This window comes from Azorhizobium oxalatiphilum, assembly GCF_014635325.1.
GTDB lineage: Bacteria > Pseudomonadota > Alphaproteobacteria > Rhizobiales > Xanthobacteraceae > Azorhizobium > Azorhizobium oxalatiphilum.
On the sequence record NZ_BMCT01000001.1, the window covers coordinates 1372122 to 1391793 of the forward strand.

Annotated in this window: 7 protein-coding genes; 6 read left to right on the top strand and 1 reads right to left on the bottom strand. The window is 67.3% G+C overall.

Annotation, left to right across the window (positions count from 1 at the left end):
- Nucleotides 1–8: 8 nt before the first annotated feature.
- Nucleotides 9–1655, top strand: a complete 1647-nt coding sequence (locus IEW24_RS06160) for a hydantoinase B/oxoprolinase family protein (protein ID WP_188576376.1) — start codon at nucleotides 9–11, stop codon at nucleotides 1653–1655.
- A 315-nt stretch (nucleotides 1656–1970) separates the two neighbouring features.
- Nucleotides 1971–3668 carry a methyl-accepting chemotaxis protein gene (locus tag IEW24_RS28975; RefSeq protein ID WP_188576378.1) on the top strand — a complete coding sequence of 566 codons (1698 nt, stop codon included), beginning with the start codon at nucleotides 1971–1973 and terminating at the stop codon, nucleotides 3666–3668.
- 135 nt (nucleotides 3669–3803) lie between these two features.
- Here the strand turns inward: IEW24_RS28975 and IEW24_RS06170 are convergent, their stop codons facing one another.
- A complete protein-coding gene (locus IEW24_RS06170) occupies nucleotides 3804–4343 on the bottom strand; it encodes a DUF924 family protein (protein ID WP_188576379.1) in 540 nt (179 codons plus the stop codon).
- A 93-nt stretch (nucleotides 4344–4436) separates the two neighbouring features.
- Between IEW24_RS06170 and IEW24_RS06175 the strand changes: the two genes are divergently transcribed.
- The 4 genes from IEW24_RS06175 (at nucleotide 4437) to IEW24_RS06190 (ending at nucleotide 19657) form a co-directional block, all read left to right on the top strand.
- Nucleotides 4437–4946 carry a YbaK/EbsC family protein gene (locus tag IEW24_RS06175; protein ID WP_210324130.1) on the top strand — a complete coding sequence of 170 codons (510 nt, stop codon included), beginning with the start codon at nucleotides 4437–4439 and terminating at the stop codon, nucleotides 4944–4946.
- Between the two features lie 449 nt (nucleotides 4947–5395).
- A complete protein-coding gene (locus IEW24_RS06180) occupies nucleotides 5396–16396 on the top strand; it encodes a hypothetical protein (RefSeq protein WP_188576381.1) in 11001 nt (3666 codons plus the stop codon).
- A 35-nt stretch (nucleotides 16397–16431) separates the two neighbouring features.
- A complete protein-coding gene (locus IEW24_RS06185) occupies nucleotides 16432–18258 on the top strand; it encodes a tetratricopeptide repeat-containing sulfotransferase family protein (protein ID WP_210324131.1) in 1827 nt (608 codons plus the stop codon).
- A complete protein-coding gene (locus IEW24_RS06190) occupies nucleotides 18251–19657 on the top strand; it encodes a tetratricopeptide repeat-containing glycosyltransferase family protein (protein ID WP_188576383.1) in 1407 nt (468 codons plus the stop codon). The genes IEW24_RS06185 and IEW24_RS06190 overlap by 8 nt, the downstream gene beginning before the upstream one ends.
- Nucleotides 19658–19672: the final 15 nt, after the last annotated feature.

Genomic DNA, 19672 nt, shown 5'->3' on the forward strand with positions numbered 1-19672 from the left:
AACCTGAGATGACGATGATTGATCCGGTTCGCCGCGAGCTGCTCAAGAACGCGCTCGTCACCACGGCGGACAATGCGCTGGTGATGGTGACGCGCACGGCGCGCACCTCCAACGTGAAGAACTCCATGGACTTCTCCGCCGCCGTTTGCGACGGGCGCGGGCGTCTGGTGGCGCAGGGCCTCGCCGTGCCGGTGCATCTGGGCGTGGTGATGCCGGCGCTGGAAGCCTGCCTCGACTACTTCGGGGACGACATCCATGAAGGCGACGTGCTGGCCTCGAACGATCCCTATTCGGGTTGCAGCCACCTCAACGACATCTTCACCTTCAAGCCGGTCTATGTGAACGGCAAGCGCATCGCCATCGTCAGCCTCATCCTGCACCACTCGGACCTCGGCGGCCGGGTGCCCGGCGGCAATGCGGCCGACAGCATGGAGATTTTCGAGGAAGGCCTGCGCATCCCGCCGCTGAAGCTGGTGGAGAAGGGCGTGGTCAACACCACGCTCATGCGCATCATCGAGTTCAACACCCGCGTGCCGGACCGGGTGATGGGCGACGTGCGAGCCCAGCTCGCGGCGCTGGACAATGCCGCCGCCGAGGTGGAGAAGCTGGCCAAGGAGTGGGGTGATCCGGAGACGCTGGACGCCTATCTCAACGACCTCATCGACTATGCCGAGAAGCTGACCCGCGCCGACATTGAGCAGTTGCCGGACGGCGAGGTGGAGTTCGAGGAGTGGAACGATGACGACGGTGTCGGCAACGGCCCGATCCGTATTCATCTGAAGCTCACCAAGAAGGGCAGCGAGATCGTCGCCGACTTCTCGGGCACGGACGAGGACAAGGGCGGGGCGGTCCACTGCAACCGCGCCTTCACCGTCTCCTGCGCCTATGCGGCCATCCGCACGGTGCTGTCCGACGCCATCCCGAACAATGCCGGCCTCTATCGCGCCATCGACGTGAAGACGAAGCACGGCACCTTCGTGGATGTGAAGTTCCCGGCGGCCGTGGGTTCGCGCGGTCAGGTGGGCTTCCGCCTGCGCTCCATCGTGCTCGGCGCGCTGGCGCTGCTGCTGCCGGGCCGCATGCCGGCCTGCGCGGGCGGCTCGGAATTCGCCATCGCCGCCTCGGGCAATGATCTTCAGGGGCGCCGCTTCCTGCATCTGGAGTTCCACAACAACACCGGCCTCGGCGGCAATCCGGACAGCGACGGGCAGGATGCCGGCCCGTACTGCATCGGCAACCTCGCCAACGTGCCGGTGGAGCTGATCGAGGCGGAGAACCCGCTGCGCATCGATGAATACGGCTTCCTCCCCGACACCGGCGGCAAGGGCAAGTATCGCGGCGCGCTGGGCATCGTGCGCCAGTACCGGCTGCTGGCCGACGACGTGCAGGTGCAGGTGCGCTCCGACCGCTTCAAGTCGCAGCCCTGGGGCATCTTCGGCGGCGAGGGCGGGGCAGGGGCGAAATCCATCCTCAATCCCGGCGCTGAGGCCGAGGAGATGCTGCCTTCCAAATTCACCCGGCGCTTCAAGGCCGGCGACGTGTTGCGGTTCGAAATGGCGGGGGCGGGCGGTTACGGCCCGTCGTCCGAGCGTGATCCGGCTGCCATCGCTGAAGATGTGCGGCAGGGCAAGGTGACTGCTCCCCAGTCGTCCTGAGCACGCGAGGCCCGCTTCCTCCCCTCCCCCCCAGAAGCGGCGCCCCCGTCCAGCCCCGGCCAGAAATGGCCGGGGCTTCTTTTTTGCGCAGACTGCAACGATCGTTTCGAGTTTGGGTGCGATTTGCGCCCAAACGAAAGGCGAGGGGAGGGATGTTGCGGAGACATAGCAAGATCGGGCCAAATATAACCGCCGATATGGTGGCAACTGCTTGAGAATGATACCTCCCCGCAAGCCTCGGGCAAGCCACGCTTAGCATACGATGTATTGCGACATGTTGCGGTGCGAGAGGCATCGTTCGGCGGGGATTTCGTGATGTTTTACAATAACCTGAAGATGATCTGGAAGATCGTTGGTCTACTGGCTGTGCTGGGTGCGGTGAGCATCGGCGGCGTCTGGTACGCCGGCAGCCAGATGAGCATGATCAGCGAGCTCTACTCGGGTCTGGTCACTGGCCCGTCCGTGGCTTCGCAGAAGCTCGCGCGCGCCAATCGCGACGTCGTCGGCGTCAATCTGGCGATCTACCGCAACATCACGGATCCGACGGCCGAGGGCACGACGGCCTCGCAGGCCGCCATGCGCACCGCGCTGACGAGCTACAATACGACCATGGGCGAGGCCAAGTCCCTTACGCCTACCTTCCGCTCGCGGATCGAGGAGGTGGAGCGGGTCTTCCAGCAGGCGGTGGACGTGACCTGCGCCCCCACCGTCAGGATGGCCTCCGAGGCGACCACGCCCGAGCAGAGCGCGCAAGCCGCGGTGGTCATGCGCCGGGATTGCGAGCCCGCGCTTGCCCAGGTGCTCGCCAATGGCGCCAAGCTCGGCGCGGACCTGCTGGTCTACGTGAACAAGCAGAGCGCCGATGCCAACGCCACCGCCGACCAGGCGAAGATGATCGCCATCAGCGTGGTCGTTGTGGCCATCCTCGCCGTCATCGGTCTTGCCGTCTTCCTGGTGCGCTCCGGCATCGTGGCTCCCATCGCTTCCATGATGGGCCTGATGACCGCCATGGGCCGTGGCGATCTCTCGCAGCGGGTGTCCGGCACCGAGCGTCGCGACGAGATCGGCGCCATGTCCGGCGCGCTGGAGACCTTCCGCGAGCAGCTGCAGCAGGCCGAGCAGGCCCGCCAGGCCCAGGCTGCCCGCGAGGAGGCCGAGCGCCTGCTGCTGGAGAAGCGCCAGAAGCTGGCCGACGCCTTCGTCGGCGACATGCGCCAACTGGCCTCCGCCTTCGCCGCCTCTTCCTCGCAGGTGGCCGACAGCGCCCGCAATCTCTCGGCCACCGCCGAGCAGACCTCCCGTCAGGCGCAGGCCGTTGCCGCCGCCGCCGAGGAAGCCGCCACCAACGTGCAGACCGTGGCTGCGTCCTCGGAAGAACTCGCCGCCTCGGTGCGCGAGATCACCGGTCAGGTCAGCCATTCGGCCAATGTGGCGGATGTCGCCTTCAAGGAGGCGGAATCCTCCAACGCCCGCATCGTAGATCTCGCCCGCGCTGCGGAAGACATCGGTGATGTGATCTCGCTCATCAAGGGCATCGCGGACCAGACCAACCTGTTGGCGCTCAACGCCACCATCGAGTCGGCGCGGGCCGGCGAGGCGGGCAAGGGCTTCGCGGTGGTCGCCTCCGAGGTGAAGGAACTGGCCGCGCAGACCGGCAAGGCCACCGACGAGATCGCCGGCAAGATCTCCGAGATCCAGAATGCGACCCAGGGCACAGTGACCTCCATGGCCGAGATCATCCGCGTGGTGGGCAACATCAAGCAGATCTCCTCCTCCATCGCCGGTGCGGTGGAAGAGCAGGGCGCGGCGACGGGCGAGATCGCCCAGAACTGCCAGCTCGCGGCCACCGGCACCCAGCAGGTGACGAGCAATATCGGCGGCGTCGGTCAGGCGGCCCAGCTCACGGGCTCGGCTTCCTCCGAGCTGCTCAATCTCTCCGAGGGCCTCTCGGGTCAGGCGGTTGATCTCAACCGCGTGGTGGAGAAGTTCGTGGCCGATCTCAACGCCGCCTGAGCCTGATCTCATCAGGCTTCAGGCTGCCCGGCCGGATCGACGGGAAGGCCGGCGGGACCGAAAGGTGCCGCCGGCTTTTCTGTGTCTGCGCCGGATACGGAAAATAAGCAGGCGAACAGTTGCCGCGAAAGGCGATCAGCCCGCGAAGCCGCCGTCGGCGAGGAAGGCGTGTTCCTCCGGTGTGGTCGGCCGGCCGAGCAGGGGATTGCGATGCGGAAAGCGGCCGAAGCGCTGGATGACGTCGCGGTGCAGCTCGGCATATTCGTGGGTAATGCCGCCCAGCGCGGCGCACAGGGCCACGCAGCGGTGCTGGTCGGCCATGTCCTCGGAATGCTCGAACGGCAGATAGAAGAAGGGCCGCAGCGCCGGCTCCACCTCCTTGTCGAAGCCACGTGCGATGGCGGCATCCGCATGGGCGCGGGCCAGGGGATCGGTGGCGTACATGTGCGCCGTGCCCCGGAAGGCGTTGCGGGGAAACTGGTCCAGCAGGATCAGCAGCGCCAGCGCGCCCTCCGGCGTCTGGGCCCATGGATCGAGCGTGCGGCGGGCGGCATCCAGATGGGCATCGAGGAAGCGGGCGCGGAAGGCGGCGTCGAAGGCATCGTCGCGCGTGAACCAGCGCTCCGGCCCGGCCTCCCGCCAGAAGGTGATGACATCGCTGGCGGTGACGGTCATGACGTGCTCCCTGTGGTTCCGCTGGGGCATCGCTTAAACGACGCGCCTCTTGATTGCACGGCCGGGATGGGGGACACGGAACACGGCTGCGCGATGACGCGGCGCGCGGGTGAGAACGGCGAAGTGGGGTCGGACGAGATGGATGCAGTGAACCGGGTGCGGGACGCTTTGCTGGCGGCCAGCCATGAGGACAGCATCCAGAGCTTCGCCACCGGCACGCGCAGCGCGGCGGACGCCGCCGCCTCCGTGGGCTGCGAGGTGGCGCAGATCGCCAAATCCATCGTCTTCCGTGCCGGCGACATGCCCGTGGTGGTGGTGGCCTCCGGCGCGAACCGCATCGACCGCAAGAAGGTGGCGGCGGCCACCGGCCTGGTGGTGAAGCCCGCCGAGCCGGTCTGGGTGCATGAGCGGACCGGCTTCGCCGTGGGCGGCGTCGCGCCCGTGGGCCATGCCTGCCCGGTGACGGTGGTGATCGACGCCGACCTGCTGCCGCTCGACCCGCTGTGGGCGGCGGCGGGGTCGCCCTCGCACGTCTTCCGCACCAGTGCGCAGAAACTTATCAGCCTCACCGGCGGCCAGGTGGCCGACGTGCGGCAGGACTGACGGCCCGTCCCTCCGGGATTTCTGGCTGCGCTGCAGCATGATTTGAGTGGTATTATGGTGTATCTTCGGTGCGGTGCCGGGGTCCGGAGAGGGGCCGGCGGCCAGAATCAGCGCCGCCTGTTTCCGGCCTGTCCCCCGAGGGCCGCAATAGCGTATGACCTGCAAGGGGTTGTGTTTCGCGCGCCACGCACCTGACTAAAATTGGGCCCATCGGGCCATTCGCATTGAAATACCTCTTGCAGGGGCAGTGCGACCCTTGTTCCTGATGTATCTCTCGGTTACGCCATATTTCAACCTTTGCTGTAATGGTGGTTGCAGCTGTGGGTGTGCCGTAGCGGCACTTATCCGTTCGCGGGGTAGGATCCGCGGGCGTCGAGGACGGCCATGGCGCGGGGGTGCCACGGCTTGACCGCAGTGCGGTCATGCAGCTGGGGGGAAGCCGTATTTCCATGGGTCGTGTCACGTCCTCACACCTCACCGCCGCGCGCGGCCCCTCCACCGGGCTGTCGCGCCTCCTGAGCAGCTGCGCCACGGGCGCGCTGGCACTGGCGCCCGTCTTCGTGGCCATGGGCGTGTCGCTGACCGCCGCGCAGGCGCAGACGGTGATCCCGGGCGGGGCCACGACCGTCGTCCTCGACAGCTATGGTGGCGCCACCAACTTCATCATCGGCAACTACACGATCGGCCTCAACTCCAGCACGACCATCTTCGGCAGCGCAGCGTCGGTCTGGACGCTGACCAATCTCGGCACCGTCACCACGTCCGACAACCTGGGCGAGGGCATTCGGTTCGGCGCCTCCGGCACCATCATCAACGGCAGCTCTGTCACCACCTCGGCGACGATCTACTCCGCCGGCCGCGCCATCCAGGGCGAAGGGGCGCTGAACAGCTCGCTGCTTGTGACCAATTTCGGCACGATCAACGGCCAGAGCGTCGGTGCGTATATCCGCGGCTATGACCCGAGCATGACGGGCGGCACGATCACCAGCAGCGGCACGGTGATCAACGCCGCCGGGGCGGTGATCTACGGTCAGATCGGCCTCATGAGTTATTATGCCAATCTGTCCGTGACCAATGCCGGGACGATCACCGGTTCGGTGGGCAATGGCATCAATGCCGTCGGCGGCGGCAGCCTCACCAACACCAATACCGGCACCATTTCCGGTGCCGTCAACGGTGTGCGCTACGGCGACACCCGCGGCCAGAACGCCACCATCGACAATTCCGGCCGCATCACCGGCGGCACCGGCTTTGGCGTGGACATCGACCCGGGCACGGTCATCAACCGGGCCGGTGGCTATATCGGCGGCACTGGCGGCGTTTACCTCCGCTCCGGCACCCTGCTCAACAGCGGCACCATCGCCAGCTCCGGCACCGTCGCCAGAACCAGCCCGACTGACGACCCCACCACCTTCTCCGCGGGCGTGCGCTCCAGCGATGGCAATAATGTCATCGTCAACTATGCCGACGGCCGCATCGAAGCCGTGTCTTACGGCGTGCTCATGGCCGGCGGCACGCTGTCCAATGACGGCACCATCATTTCCTCGAACGGCCAGGGCGTCTACAGCAGCTTCGGCGGCACCATCACCAACGGCGGCACCGCCAACACCAGCGCCCGGATCGAGGGCGCCAGCCGCGCCATCAATGGCTTGGGCAACACGCTGGTGATCTCCAACTTCGGCACCATCACCGGCAACCAGGGCATCTACCTCACCGCTGGCGGCACCGTGACCAACAGTGGCACGGCCTCCCTCATCGCGGCCACCGGCTCGGTCGCGGTCTATGCCCTGAATTCCGATCTCCATGTCGTCAACGAGGGGACGATCTCCAACACCAGCGGCATGGGTGTCGGCTCGTGGGGGGGCGGGGGCAGCCTCACCAATACCAACACCGGCACCATCTCCGGCGGAGGCGATGGCGTCAGCTTCGGCTCCACCAACGGCGCGGAAGTGACCATCGGCAACGCCGGCCGCATCACCAGCACCAACGGCTATGGCGTCAACCTCGACCGGGGCACCATCGTCAACGAGGCCAGCGGCTATATCTCCGGCTTTCACGGCGTGCAGATCGGGACTGGCACGGTGCTCAACAGCGGCACCATCATCGGCACATCCGATATGGGCGTGCAGTCCCGGGGCTCCGGCAACCGCGTCATCAACCTCGCAGGCGGCACCATCACGGGCCTGACCAGCGGCGTCTACATGGTCGGCTCCACGGTGAGCAATGCCGGCCTCATCGAGGCCACCGGCGCGGCCGGCATCGGCATCTACAGCATCGGCACCGACACCATCACCAATGTGGGCACTGCCGCGCAGATCATCGGCGCGCAGACCGGCGTGAAGCTGCTTTTTGCCGGCTCGCTGCTGCGCAACGAAGGCACCATCAAGGGCAATACGCTCTATGGCGTCTATCAGCGCACCAATGGCGACATCATCAATTTCGGCACCGCGGCGCTGATCAGCGGCTATGCGACCGGCATCATCGTCACCGCCGGCACCACCACCGATACCATGGCGGTGTCCATCGCCAACTCCGGCCGCATCGAGGCGCTGGGCACCTCCGGCGTCGGCATCCTGACGCAGGACGGCCTCGGCACCATCGCCAATTCCGGCACCATCACCGGCGGCACCCTGGGCATGGGCGTGCTGCTGGCCGATGGCGGCTCGGTGCGCAATCTGGATGCGGCGTCGTCCATCAGCGGCGGCGTCGTCGGCATCTATGTGCAGAACGCCGCCGGCACCGTCACCAATTACGGCACCATCCGTTCGGCGGACGGCAATGCCGTCATGTTCCAGAACGGCGGCACGGTGTCCAATCTCGGCACCGCCGCGCTCATCGAGGGCCAGCTGGACGGCATCGACATCACCGGTGTCGGCAGCGTCACCAATTCCGGCAGCATCAATGGCGTGAACGGCCTCGGCGTGATGTTCGTCGATGGCGGTACGCTGACCAACGAGGCCACCGGCATCATCACCGGCGCCTGCAGCGGCGTCGGCGCTCTTTCCGGTGCGCTGGTGCTCAACAATTCCGGCCGCATCTCGGGCACCTGCGGATCGTCTTCCGGCGTCTATGCCATGACGGGCGCCACCATCACCAACAGCGGCACGGCCTCGCTGATCACCGGCTTCTATTATGGCGTGCGCATCAGCGGCGCCGCCGGCACCGTGACCAACGAAGGCACCATCAGCGCCGCCGCCACCGGCCCGCTCTATCCGGCCGGCGTGTCGCTGCTGGACGGCGGCACAGTCACCAACAGCGGCACCGCCTCCCGCATCACCGGGCTGGCACGCGGCGTCATGACCTCGGGTGGCCTCGGCACGGTGATCAACGAAGGTGTCATCGCCGGCACCTATTCCAATGGCGGCGTGCTGCCGTCCGTTACCGAAGTGTTCGGCGTCGATATGCGCACGGGCGGCAGTGTCACCAACACCGGGACCGCCGCGCTCATTTCTGGCTATACCGGCGTCGTCATCCGGGATGTGAACAGCTCCGGCGCGCGCGGCACGGTGACAAATACCGGCACCATCCTTGGCACGCGCCGGGCCGGCGTGCGGCTGGATGCGGGCGGCTTCATCACCAACATCGGCGCGGGCGTGCTGATCTCGGGCGCCGAATACGGCGTGCTGACCACCGGCGGCTTGAGCACGGTGGTCAATACCGGCACCATCGTCAGCACCGGCACCGCGTCCTCGAACATCGCCATCCAGTTCGGCGGCACGCTGGGCAATACGGTCGTCAATGCCGGCAGCATCATCAGCAACGGTGGCACTGCCATCGCCTTCGGCAGCGGGGATGACCTGCTTGAGATTACGCCGGAATCGGTCATCGTCGGCGCGGTGGTCGGCGGTGGCGGAACGGATACGCTGGTCCTGTTGGCGGGCTCGCTGGGCAACACCGGCACGATCGCCCATGCGGTGGCCGATTTCGCTCAGGTAGGTGTGTATGCGGGGGCCAGGTGGCTCATCGCCAACACCGGCACGCTGGGCGAATATGGCCCCTCGGGCGCCAAGGTCACGCTGACCAATGCCGGCAGCCTGACCAATGCCGGCACCATCTTCGGCGGCGTCACGCTCACCGGCGCTGGCTCGTTCACCAACCAGGCGTCCGGCCAGGTCTATGGCCCCGCCAATGGCGTGACGGGGCTGGCGGGCGGCACCGGCACGTTGACCAATGCCGGCATCATCAGCGGCTATGCCGGCGCGGGCGTCTCGCTGGCGTTCGCCGGCAGCATCACCAATTCCGGCTCGCTGGCGGTCATCGTCGGCTCCGTTGACGGCATCACCTTCTCGGGCACCGCGTCGGTTGGCGGGTCGGTGCTCAATAGCGGCAGGATCATCGGCTCGACCGGCAACGGTGTGACGGCGGTGGGCGCCAGCGTCACCAACCTTGCGGGTGGCAGCATCTTCGGCGCGCTGTCGGGCATCGCCATCTCCGGCACCGGCACCGTCGACAACAGCGGCTATATCTCCGCCTTCACGACCGCTGGCGTGTCGCTGGGGCAGGGGGTGATCACCAACAGCGCGACGGGCCTGATCCTCGGCCCGACCGGCGTTTCCCTGGCCGGCGGCACGCTCACCAATGCCGGCACCATCATCGGCGAAAGCACCGCCAGCGGCGTCGGCGTCATCGCTACCGGCACGCTCGCCAACACGGTGATCAATTCCGGCACCATCATCGGCAACAGCGGCACGGCGGTGCGCCTCGCCGATGGCGACGATCTCGTGCAGGTGCTCGGCGGCGCGGTGTTCACCGGCGTGGTGGATGCGGGCGCGGGCAGCAACACGCTGCAATTCTCCGCCGGCACCCATACCACCGGCAATTATATCGGCTTCAGCCATCTGGTGGTGGATGCGGCGGCAACCGCCACCCTCGTCTCGTCGCAGACGATGACCACGGCGGTCACGGCCGGCACGCTCACCAACGCCGGCTCCATCATCAATGCCTCGGGCATCGCCGTCACCATGACCGGCGGCTCGCTCGCCAACAGTGGCCGGATCAGCGGGACCACCGGCCTCGCCGTGAACTCCGGCACGGTGCTGATCACCAACACCGGCACCATCGCCGGCACCGGCACGGCGGGCGTGGGCATCCTGTTCTCGGGCTCGGCGTCCGGCACCATCGACAATTTCGGTACCATCTCGGGGGCCGGCGGCACGGCGGTGAAGTTCGCCGGCGGCACCAACAGCCTGATCCTGGAGGCCGGCTCGCGGCTGAGCGGCGCGGCGGACGGTTCGCTCGGCACCAACACGCTGATCGTGAAGGACAGCGCGCAGCTTTCAGGCGTCAATGCCATCGGCTTCCAGTATGTGGGCTTCATCAACGCCACGCAGTCGATCGACGGCACCTCCACCATCACCAATGCCACGGTGATCTCGGGTACTCTGCTTAGTTTTGGCACGCTGAACGGCGCGCTGAACGTGCGCAGCGGCGCGACTCTCGTCTCCAATGGCGTCATCGACGTCACGGCGTCGTCCACCAATGCCGGTTTCATTAACGGGAACGACCGTATCAGCAACAGTTCGACGTTCACGAGCACCTATCTCATCCAAAGCTTCAACACGCTGAACAACAGCGGCGTATTGAACATCTCCGGCAGTTCCGGCCGTTCCGGCTCCGTGATGAGCTTCGGCTCGTTCATCAACAGCGGCACCATCTCCATCGTCGCCGGCGGCTATCTGCAGAACTTTGGTCAGATGACCAACAGCGGGCCGATCTCCAATGCCGGCGGCCTCCAGAACTTCGGCACGCTGACCAATACCTCGACGATCACCAGCTCCGGCATCCTGACCAATTACGGGACGTTCATCACCACCGCCGGCGTGCTCCTGTCCTCGGGCACGATCCACAACACCAGCTCGACCAGCATTCAGGGCATCATCGAGTTGACCGCTGCCGGTGCGTATGTGGCCAACCAGCAGTACGGACTGATCTCGGGCTCCACGTTCGCCATCCATTCGGCCGTGACCGGCAGCGGCGCCGCCATGACCGTGTTCAACGCCGGCACCGTCTCCGCTTCGGGCACCCTCGGCACCGGCGTGTCCATCGCCGGCGCAGCGAAGATCACCAACAACGGCTCGACTTCGCGGATCTCGGGCGCCGTCGTCGGCGCCTATGTGGGCGGCACCGCCTCCATCTCGAACGCCGGCACCATCGTGGGCACGACGGGCTACGGCCTCGCGCTGGGCGGCGGCGGCTCGGTCAGCAATTCCGGCACCATCAGCGGCGGGCTGGCCGGCATCTCGGTGCTGGGCGGCACGGTGCAGATCACCAACACCGGCACCATCACCGGCACCGGCACGGCGGGCGTGGGCATCGCGTTCTCGGGCTCAGCGTCGGGCACCATCGACAATTTCGGCACCATCTCTGGGGCGGGCGGCACGGCGGTGAAGTTCGCCGGCGGCACCAACAGCCTGATCCTCGAAGCCGGCTCGCTGCTCAGCGGCATCGCCGATGGTTCGCTCGGCACCAACACGCTGATCGTGAAGGACAGCGCGCAGCTCTCCGGCGTCAATGCCATCGGCTTCCAGTATGTGGGCTTCATCGACGCCACGCACGCCGTGGATGCGGGCTCGACCATCACCAATGCGACGGTGATCGCCGGAACCCTGACCAATTATGGCACGCTGAACGGCGCGGTGAATGTGCACAGCGACGCCATGCTCAACACGTCGGGCGTCGTCTCGGTCACCGCTGCGTCCACCAATGCCGGCTTCATCCAGAACTTGGGCTCGTTCGCCAACAGCTCCACCTTTACCAATACCTCCGTTCTGCAGAACTTCATCTCGCTCACCAACAGCGGGACGCTCATCACCTCCGGGGTGATGCAGAACCTTGGCGCGGTGAACAACAGCGGGACGCTGACCGTCACTGCCCTTGGATCGCTGGTGAACATCAGCGGCCAGATCGTCAACACCGGGCTGATCGACAATGCCGGCACCCTGTCCAATTTCAACACGCTGACCAATAGCGGGACGCTGATCAGCTCCGGCAACGTCGCCAACCACGGGCTCATGGACACCACCGGCGGCGTGCTCCAGTCTTCGGGCACCATCTCCAACAACACCAGCGCCAGCATTCTGGGCACCATCGAGCTGACCGGCGCCGGCGCATTTGTCGGCAATGACAGCGGCGCGCTGATCGCGGGCGACACGTTCGCCATCCATTCGACCGTGACCGGCACCGGCGCTGCGATGTGGGTGACAAATGCCGGCACCATCACCGCGTCGAGCACCATCGGCACCGCTGTGTCCATCGCCGGCGCGGCGACGATCTCCAACACCGGCACGGCATCGCTGATCTCGGGTGGCCTCACCGGCGCCTATGTGGGCGGAACCGCCATCGTCACGAACGACGGCACCATCGTTGGCACGGCGGGCCAGGGCCTCGTGCTGGGCGGCGGCGGCTCGGTCAGCAATTCCGGCAGCATCAGCGGCGCCCTGGCCGGCATCTCGGTGCTGGGCGGCACGGTCCAGATCACCAACACCGGCACCATCGCCGGCACCGGCACGGCGGGCGTGGGCATCCTGTTCTCGGGCTCAGCATCCGGCACCATCGACAATTTCGGCACCATCTCGGGGGCTGGCGGCACGGCGGTGAAGTTCGCCGGCGGCACCAACCGCCTGATCCTGGAAGGCGGCTCGCTGCTGAGCGGCATCGCCGACGGTTCGCTCGGCACCAACACACTGGTGGTGAAGGACAGCGCGAGCCTGGTCGGCGTCAACGCCATCGGCTTCCAGTATGTGGGCTTCATCGACGCCACCGAGGTGATCGACAGCGCCTCCACCATCACCAATGCCACGGTGATCGCGGGCACCCTGACCAATCAGGGCACGCTCAACGGGCGGGTGACGGTGGATGCGGGCGCGACGCTGGTCTCCAGCGGCGTGATCTCGGTGGATACCGCGTCCACCAACAGCGGCTTGCTCTCCAACAGCAATCTGCTGACCAATCTCTCGACGCTCACCAATGCCGGCACGCTGATCAACAGCGGCACGCTGGACACCATGGCGGGCACGCTGTTCTCCTCGGGCCTCGTCACCAACAGCGGGAGCATCGCCGGCACGGTGACGCTCACCGCCTCGGGCGCGGTGGTGGACAATCTCGCGGGCGCCATCATCTCGGGCGGCACGCAGGGCGTGGTCTCCACCCTCACCGGCGCCGGTGTGGTGATGACGGTGAGCAATGCCGGTACCATCCTCGGCAGCACCACCCGCGCCAGCGGCGTGGCGCTGGCGAGCGCCGGCACGGTCTCCAATTCCGGCACGCTCGCGCTGATCGAGGGCGCCATCGCCGGCGTCTATATCGGCGGCCTCGGCACCATCCTGAATTCCGGCCGCATCAACGGTCTGCTGCGCTTCGGCGCGGCGCTGGGGACGGGCGGTTCGATCAACAATTCCGGCAGCATCAGCGGCTATACGGCGGGCGCCGCAGTGCAGGGCGGCACGGCGCTGGTCACGAACACCGGCACCATCGTGGGCACCGGTACTGCGTCGACCGGCGTGCAGTTCCTCGGCACCGCCACCGGCACCATCAACAACAGCGCCACCGGGCTGATCTCCGGTACGGAGACGGGCGTCTCGCTGAATGCCGGCGGCACCATCCTGAATGCCGGCACCATCATCGGCACCAGCATGGATGGTGTTGCGCTGGCGGGCGGCGGCACCATCTCCAACAGCGGCCTGATCACCGGCGCGCTGACGGGTGTCTATGTCAGCGGCGGCACGGCGCTGATCACCAACACCGGTACCATCTCCGGCACCGGCACGGCCGGCGTGGGCGTGCTGGTGGGCGGCGGCTCGGTGACGGTGGACAATTACGGCACCATCTCGGGCGCCGGCGGCACGGCGGTGAAGTTCGAGGCCGGCACCAACCGCCTGATCCTCGAGGGCGGCTCCACCCTCATCGGCACCGCCGATGGCTCGGGCGGCACCAACACCCTGATCGTGAAGGACAGCGCGAGCCTGCTGGCGGTCAACGTCATCGGCTTCCAGTATGTGGGCTTCATCGACGCGACCGAGGTGATCGACGCCACCTCCACCATCACCAACGCCACGGTGATCGCCGGCACCCTGACCAATCAGGGTACGCTGGACGGCCGGCTGAACGTGGATCTGGGCGCGACGCTGGTGTCGAGCGGCGTGGTGTCGCTGAGCGGCACGTCCACCAACAACGGCAGCATCATCAACAGCAGCACGTTCTCCAACAGCGGGCTCTTCACCAATGCCGGCGTGCTGAACACCAGCACGAGCTTCCTCAACAGCGGCACGCTGGTGAACAGCGGCACCATCACCGGAACGAACACCGCCGCCGGCAACGGCGTGGTGGCCAACAGCGGCAGCTTCGCCAATTCCGGCGTGCTGATCGGCGCGGTGAACGGCGTCACCGGCTCCGGCATCATCAGCAACAGCGGCACCATCATCGGCACCGCCGACACCGGCGTGGTGCTGGGCTCGGGCGGCGTGCTCACCAACAGCGCCACCGGCTTCATCCAGGGCGGCATCTATGGCGCGCGGGTGGCCAACAATGCCACGGTGATCAATGCCGGCACCATCATCGACGACGACATCGCCGGCCTCGCGCTGGGCAGCAATTCCACGCTGACCAATTCGGGCAGCATCGGCGGCGTCATCGGCCTGATCTTCACAGGCTCTGGGGCGAGCGCCACCAATACCGGCACCATCACCGGCACCGGCGGTGTAGCCGTGCAGTTCGGCACGCTTGCCAACAGCCTGACACTCGGCACCGGCACGGTGCTGCAGGGCGGCATCAATGGCGGCGGCAGCGCCAGCCAGATCACGCTCGCCGGCACCGGCACGCTGGCAAGCACCATCTCCAATTTCGGCACCGGCAGCGGGCTCACCATCGCCAGTGGCGCGGCGTGGACCGCGTCCGGCAGCTGGACGGTGGCCACCGTCACCAATTCCGGCACGCTCCAGCCGGGCGCGGCGGGCAGCAGCCTGTCCATCACCGGCAATTTCGTGCAGACGGCCGGCGGCACGCTCCAGATCGCCACCACGCCGTCGGGCACCAGCTCGCAGCTTCTGGTGAGCGGGACGGCAACGCTCGGCGGCACCCTGTCGGTGCTGGCGGGCTCCGGCACCTACAGCACCTCCGCCACCACCTACACCGTGCTTACGGCAGGCACGGTGAGCGGCACCTTCTCCAGCGTCATCACCGACCTCGCTTTCCTCACGCCGTCGGTCGATTACGGCACCGGCGTGGTCTCGCTGGGTCTGACCCGGAACTCGGTCGATTTCGCTACCCTGGCGACCACGCGCAACCAGTTCGTCACCGCCAACACCCTGCAGGCCGGGGGCGAGAGCTCCGCGCTCTATCAGGCGGTGGTGGGCCAGAACGAGGCCGGCGCCCGCGTCGCCTTCGACGCTTTGTCGGGTGAGGTCTTTGGTAGCGTCAACTCCGCCCTCATCGACGGCAGCCGCGCCGTGCCGCAGACCCTGCTCGGCCGCCTGCGCCAGCAGGGCTATGCGGAGAGCGGCGGCGTCATCGCCTCCCTCGGCAGCGGTGGGCCGGCGCTCGGCTATGCGAACGGCAGCGCCGTTTCCGGTGCGCCGGGCGTGGCGGCCATTGCCGGCCAGACGGCGGTGGCGGACGGCTCGGCCTCCCGCATGAACTTCTGGGGCGAGGCTTATGGCGACTGGGGCCGCATCTCCAGCGACGGCAATGCCGCCAGCGTCAGCCAGGACCGCACCGGCTTCCTCACCGGCTTCGATGCCATGTGGGGCGAGGACTGGCGGGTGGGTATCGCGGCCGGCTATGCGGGCACGAACCTCTCCATGACCGACCGCGCCAGCTCGGCGCAGATCGGCACCACCAGCTTCGCGCTCTATGCGGGGCGCGCCTTCGGCCCGCTGAACCTCCGGCTCGGCGCCGCCTATGGCTACAGCGACGTGGACGTGTCGCGCGCCGTGGTCTTCCCCGGCTTCAACAACCGGCTGTCGGCGGGCTATGGCGCGCAGACGGGGCAGGTGTTCGGCGAGGTGGGCTATGGCTTCGCCTGGCACGCGCTGGCGCTGGAGCCCTTCGCGGGGCTCTCCTATCTGCACCTCTCCACCGGCTCGGCCGTGGAGCAGGGCGGTGTGGCGGCGCTGCGGCTCAACGGTAGCGATACGGACACGTTCTATTCCACCCTCGGCCTGCGGCTCGGCACCAGCTGGGCCATCGGCAACGGGCTGACGCTGCTGCCGCGCGCCATGGTGGGCTGGCAGCACGCCTTCGGAGACGTGGCGCCGGCGGCGGATGTGGCCTTCGCCTCCACGGGCATCGGCTTCACCGTGCAGGGGGCGCCGCTGGCTCGCGATGCGGCGCTGCTGGAACTGGGGGCGGACCTGCAGCTGAATGATGCGGCCCGCCTTGGCCTCTCCTATCGCGGTACCCTGTCGAACAGCGTGCAGGACAATGCCGTAACTGGTAGCTTCACCTGGTCGTTCTGACCGGTGGGGCAAGATAAGGTTGCGGATATCCGCCGATGAACATGGTGCCTAACGATCTCTGTGCGTGCGGCAGCCGCCTGCGCGCTTTGCGCTGCTGCCAGCTGGATGCCCGCACGCTGGGGCCGGCCTCCGCCAGCCGGCATCTGCTGCCGCTGGTGGACGAGGCCATCGCCTGCCACACGCGCGGCGCCTTCGCGGAAGCCGAGCGGCTGTGCCTGGAGGTGCTGGAGCTGGCGCCGGGGCAGGGTGGGGCGCTCGCCGTCCTGTTCCAGATCCGCAAGGCGCAGGGCGCGCGCCCCGCCGCCGAGGCGCTGGTGCGCCGTCTGGTGGCGCTGGACCCCAACAACATCTGGGCGACGCAGGAGCTGGCGCTGCTGCTGTTCGGCAAGGGCGACCTTGCCGAGGGCGAAGTGCATGCCCGCAACGCCGTGCGCACCGCGCCCACGGACCCGCAGTCGCACAATCTGCTGGGCATGATCCTCACCGAGGCCAACCGGCCGCAGGTGGGTGAATTCCATTACCGCAAGGCGCTGGAACTGCTCGGCCAGCGCCAGCCGATCCTGCTCGCCAATCTCGCCTGGAACCTGAAGAACCAGGGCCGCATGGCGGAAGCCCGCGCGCTTTATGAGGAGAGCGTGGCGCTCGCCCCCACCATCTTGCAGACCCTGCTCGGCTGGGCGCGCATGGAGGAGACCGACCGCGATTTCGCCCGCGCCGATGCGCTGCTGGATGACGCGGAAAAGGTGGCGCCCGGACATCCCAGCATCCTGCTTCATCGCGCCATCGTGCGCGGCCGCGCCAAGGATTATGACGCGGCGCTGGCCCTGCTGGACCAACTGGAAGGCATGAACCAGAGCGGCGGCCTCGGCACCAACGAACTGCTGGAAAAGGGCCGCCTGCTCGACAAGATGGGCCGCTTCGACGAGGCGTTCGCGGCTTTTGACGCCGGCAAGCGCAAGAATGTGGAGCTGAGCGGCGCGGTCTACATGGCCGAGCACGCGGCGCAACTGGCGGGCCGGCTGAAGGCCTATTTCACCGCCCAGCGCCTGCGCATCGTGCCGCGCGCCAAGCCGGTGGAGAGCGGGCCGCGCCCCATCTTCATCCTCGGCTTTCCGCGCTCCGGCACCACCATGGTTGAGCAGACGCTCAGCGCCCACCCGAAGGTCTCGGCGGGCGATGAGCTGACGCTGGTGCACGACATCGCCAATCTGATGCCGCGCATGCTGAACAGCCCGCTGGCCTATCCCGAAGCGCTGGCCGACCTCTGGATGGGCGACCAGTCCGAGGGGCTGGACAATCTGCGCGATCATTATCTCCAGCGCGTGCGGCAGATGGGCGTGGTGGAGCCGGGCAAGAGCCGCTTCACCGACAAGATGCCGCTGAACGAGACCCATATGGGCCTCATCGCGCTGATGTTCCCCGATGCGCCGCTGATCCATGTGCTGCGCCATCCGCTGGACATCGTGCTCTCGGTCTATTCCAACCATCTGACGCACGGCTTCTATTGCGCCAACCAGCTGGAGACCATCGCCCGGCACTATCTGCTGGTGATGGATCTGGTGGAGCATTATCGCCGCGAGATGGCGCTGAAGTATCTGGCCGTGCGCTACGAGGACATCGTCGACGACCAGGAAACCCATGTGAAGCGGATTCTCACCTTCGCGGACCTGCCGTTCGACCGCAAATGCCTGCGTTTCCACGAGAACAAGCGCTATGCCCGCACCGCCAGCTATGCGCAGGTGACGGAGAAGCTCTATGACGCCTCGCGCTATCGCTACCGGCAGTATCTGAAGCATCTGAAGCCGGTGATCCCGCTGCTGGAACCGGCGATCGCGCGCCTGGGATACCGCATCGATGGCTGAGGCGGTGGCCACCAGCGCGTCCCTGGGCGCCGCCCCCATCGCCCGCACCGTGGACGAGTGGCTGGCGGAGGCCGCCGCGCATGAGCAGGCGGGGCGGCTGGAGGAGGCCGAGGCCGTGGTGGCGCAGGTCATCGCGGCCAAGCCCGATTATGCGCCGGGCCTGCATCAGGCTGCCGTCCTCTCCCACAAGCGTGGGCGCGCGCCGGAGGCCATCGCCCGGCTTGAGCAGGCGCTCAGGCTTGCGCCGGACGTGGCGCTGTTTCATCGCAACATCTGCGAGCTCTATCGCGGCCAGAAGCGGTTGGACGAGGCATTCGCCCACGGCCGCCGCGCGGTGGAGCTGACGCCGGACGATGCCAGCGCAAACTACAATCTCGGCGTCATCCAGTATGACCGCATGGAGGTGGACGAGGCCATCCGCCTGGCGCGCCGCGCGCTCGCGCTGGAGCCGGGCATGGCCGGGGCGCATTTCGAGCTGGCCGAGGCCCTGCTGCTGGACGGGCAGTTCGCGGAGGGCTGGGAGGAATATGAGTGGCGTTTCTCGCTGCCCAATTCGCCCCAGCTTCTGCCGCACAAGGACAAGCCGCAGTGGGACGGCAAGCCCATGCCGGACGGTACGCTGCTGCTGATCGGCGATCAGGGGTTCGGTGACACCATCCAGTTCTGCCGTTATGTGGCCGAGGTGGCGAAGCTCTGTCCGAACATCGTCATGGCCTGCTCGTCCGAAATGTGGCCCGTGGTCAAGCAGCAGAGCGGCCTCGCGGGCCATTTCGACCGCTGGGAGAACGTGCCGGCCTTTGAGGCCTATTGCCCGCTCTCCGGCCTGCCGCGCCTGTTCGGCACCGATCTGTCGAACATCCCCGCTCCGGTGCCCTATGTGCGCGCCGACAAGGCCAGGGTTGCCCATTGGCGGGCGCGGCTGGGTCAGCTGGTGCCGCGCGGTTATCGCACCATCGGCATCACATGGGCCGGGCGGCCCACCCATGGCAACGACTTCAACCGCTCCATGCGGCTGGAGACGCTTGCCCCGCTAGGCGCGCTGGAGGACACGGCCCTCGTCTCCCTGCAGATGGGGCCGGCGGTGGCGCAGGTGGCAGATTGGCGGGCTGCTGCGCCGCTGATCAATCTGGGCGCCGAGATCGGTGATTTTGCCGACACCATGGCCATCCTCGAAGTGCTGGACCATGTGGTGGCGGTGGACACCTCCGTGGTGCATCTGGCCGGTGCGATGGGACGTCCGGTGAGCGTTCTGCTGCCTTTCGCGCCCGACTGGCGCTGGCTGCGCGAGCGCACCGACAGCCCATGGTATCCGACCCTGCGCCTGTTCCGACAGAGCGCCAACGGCGATTGGGCGGGGCCGGTTGCGCGGGTGGCGGCGGGGCTGGCAACCAGGGCTTGAGGTGGCGGTGCGCGT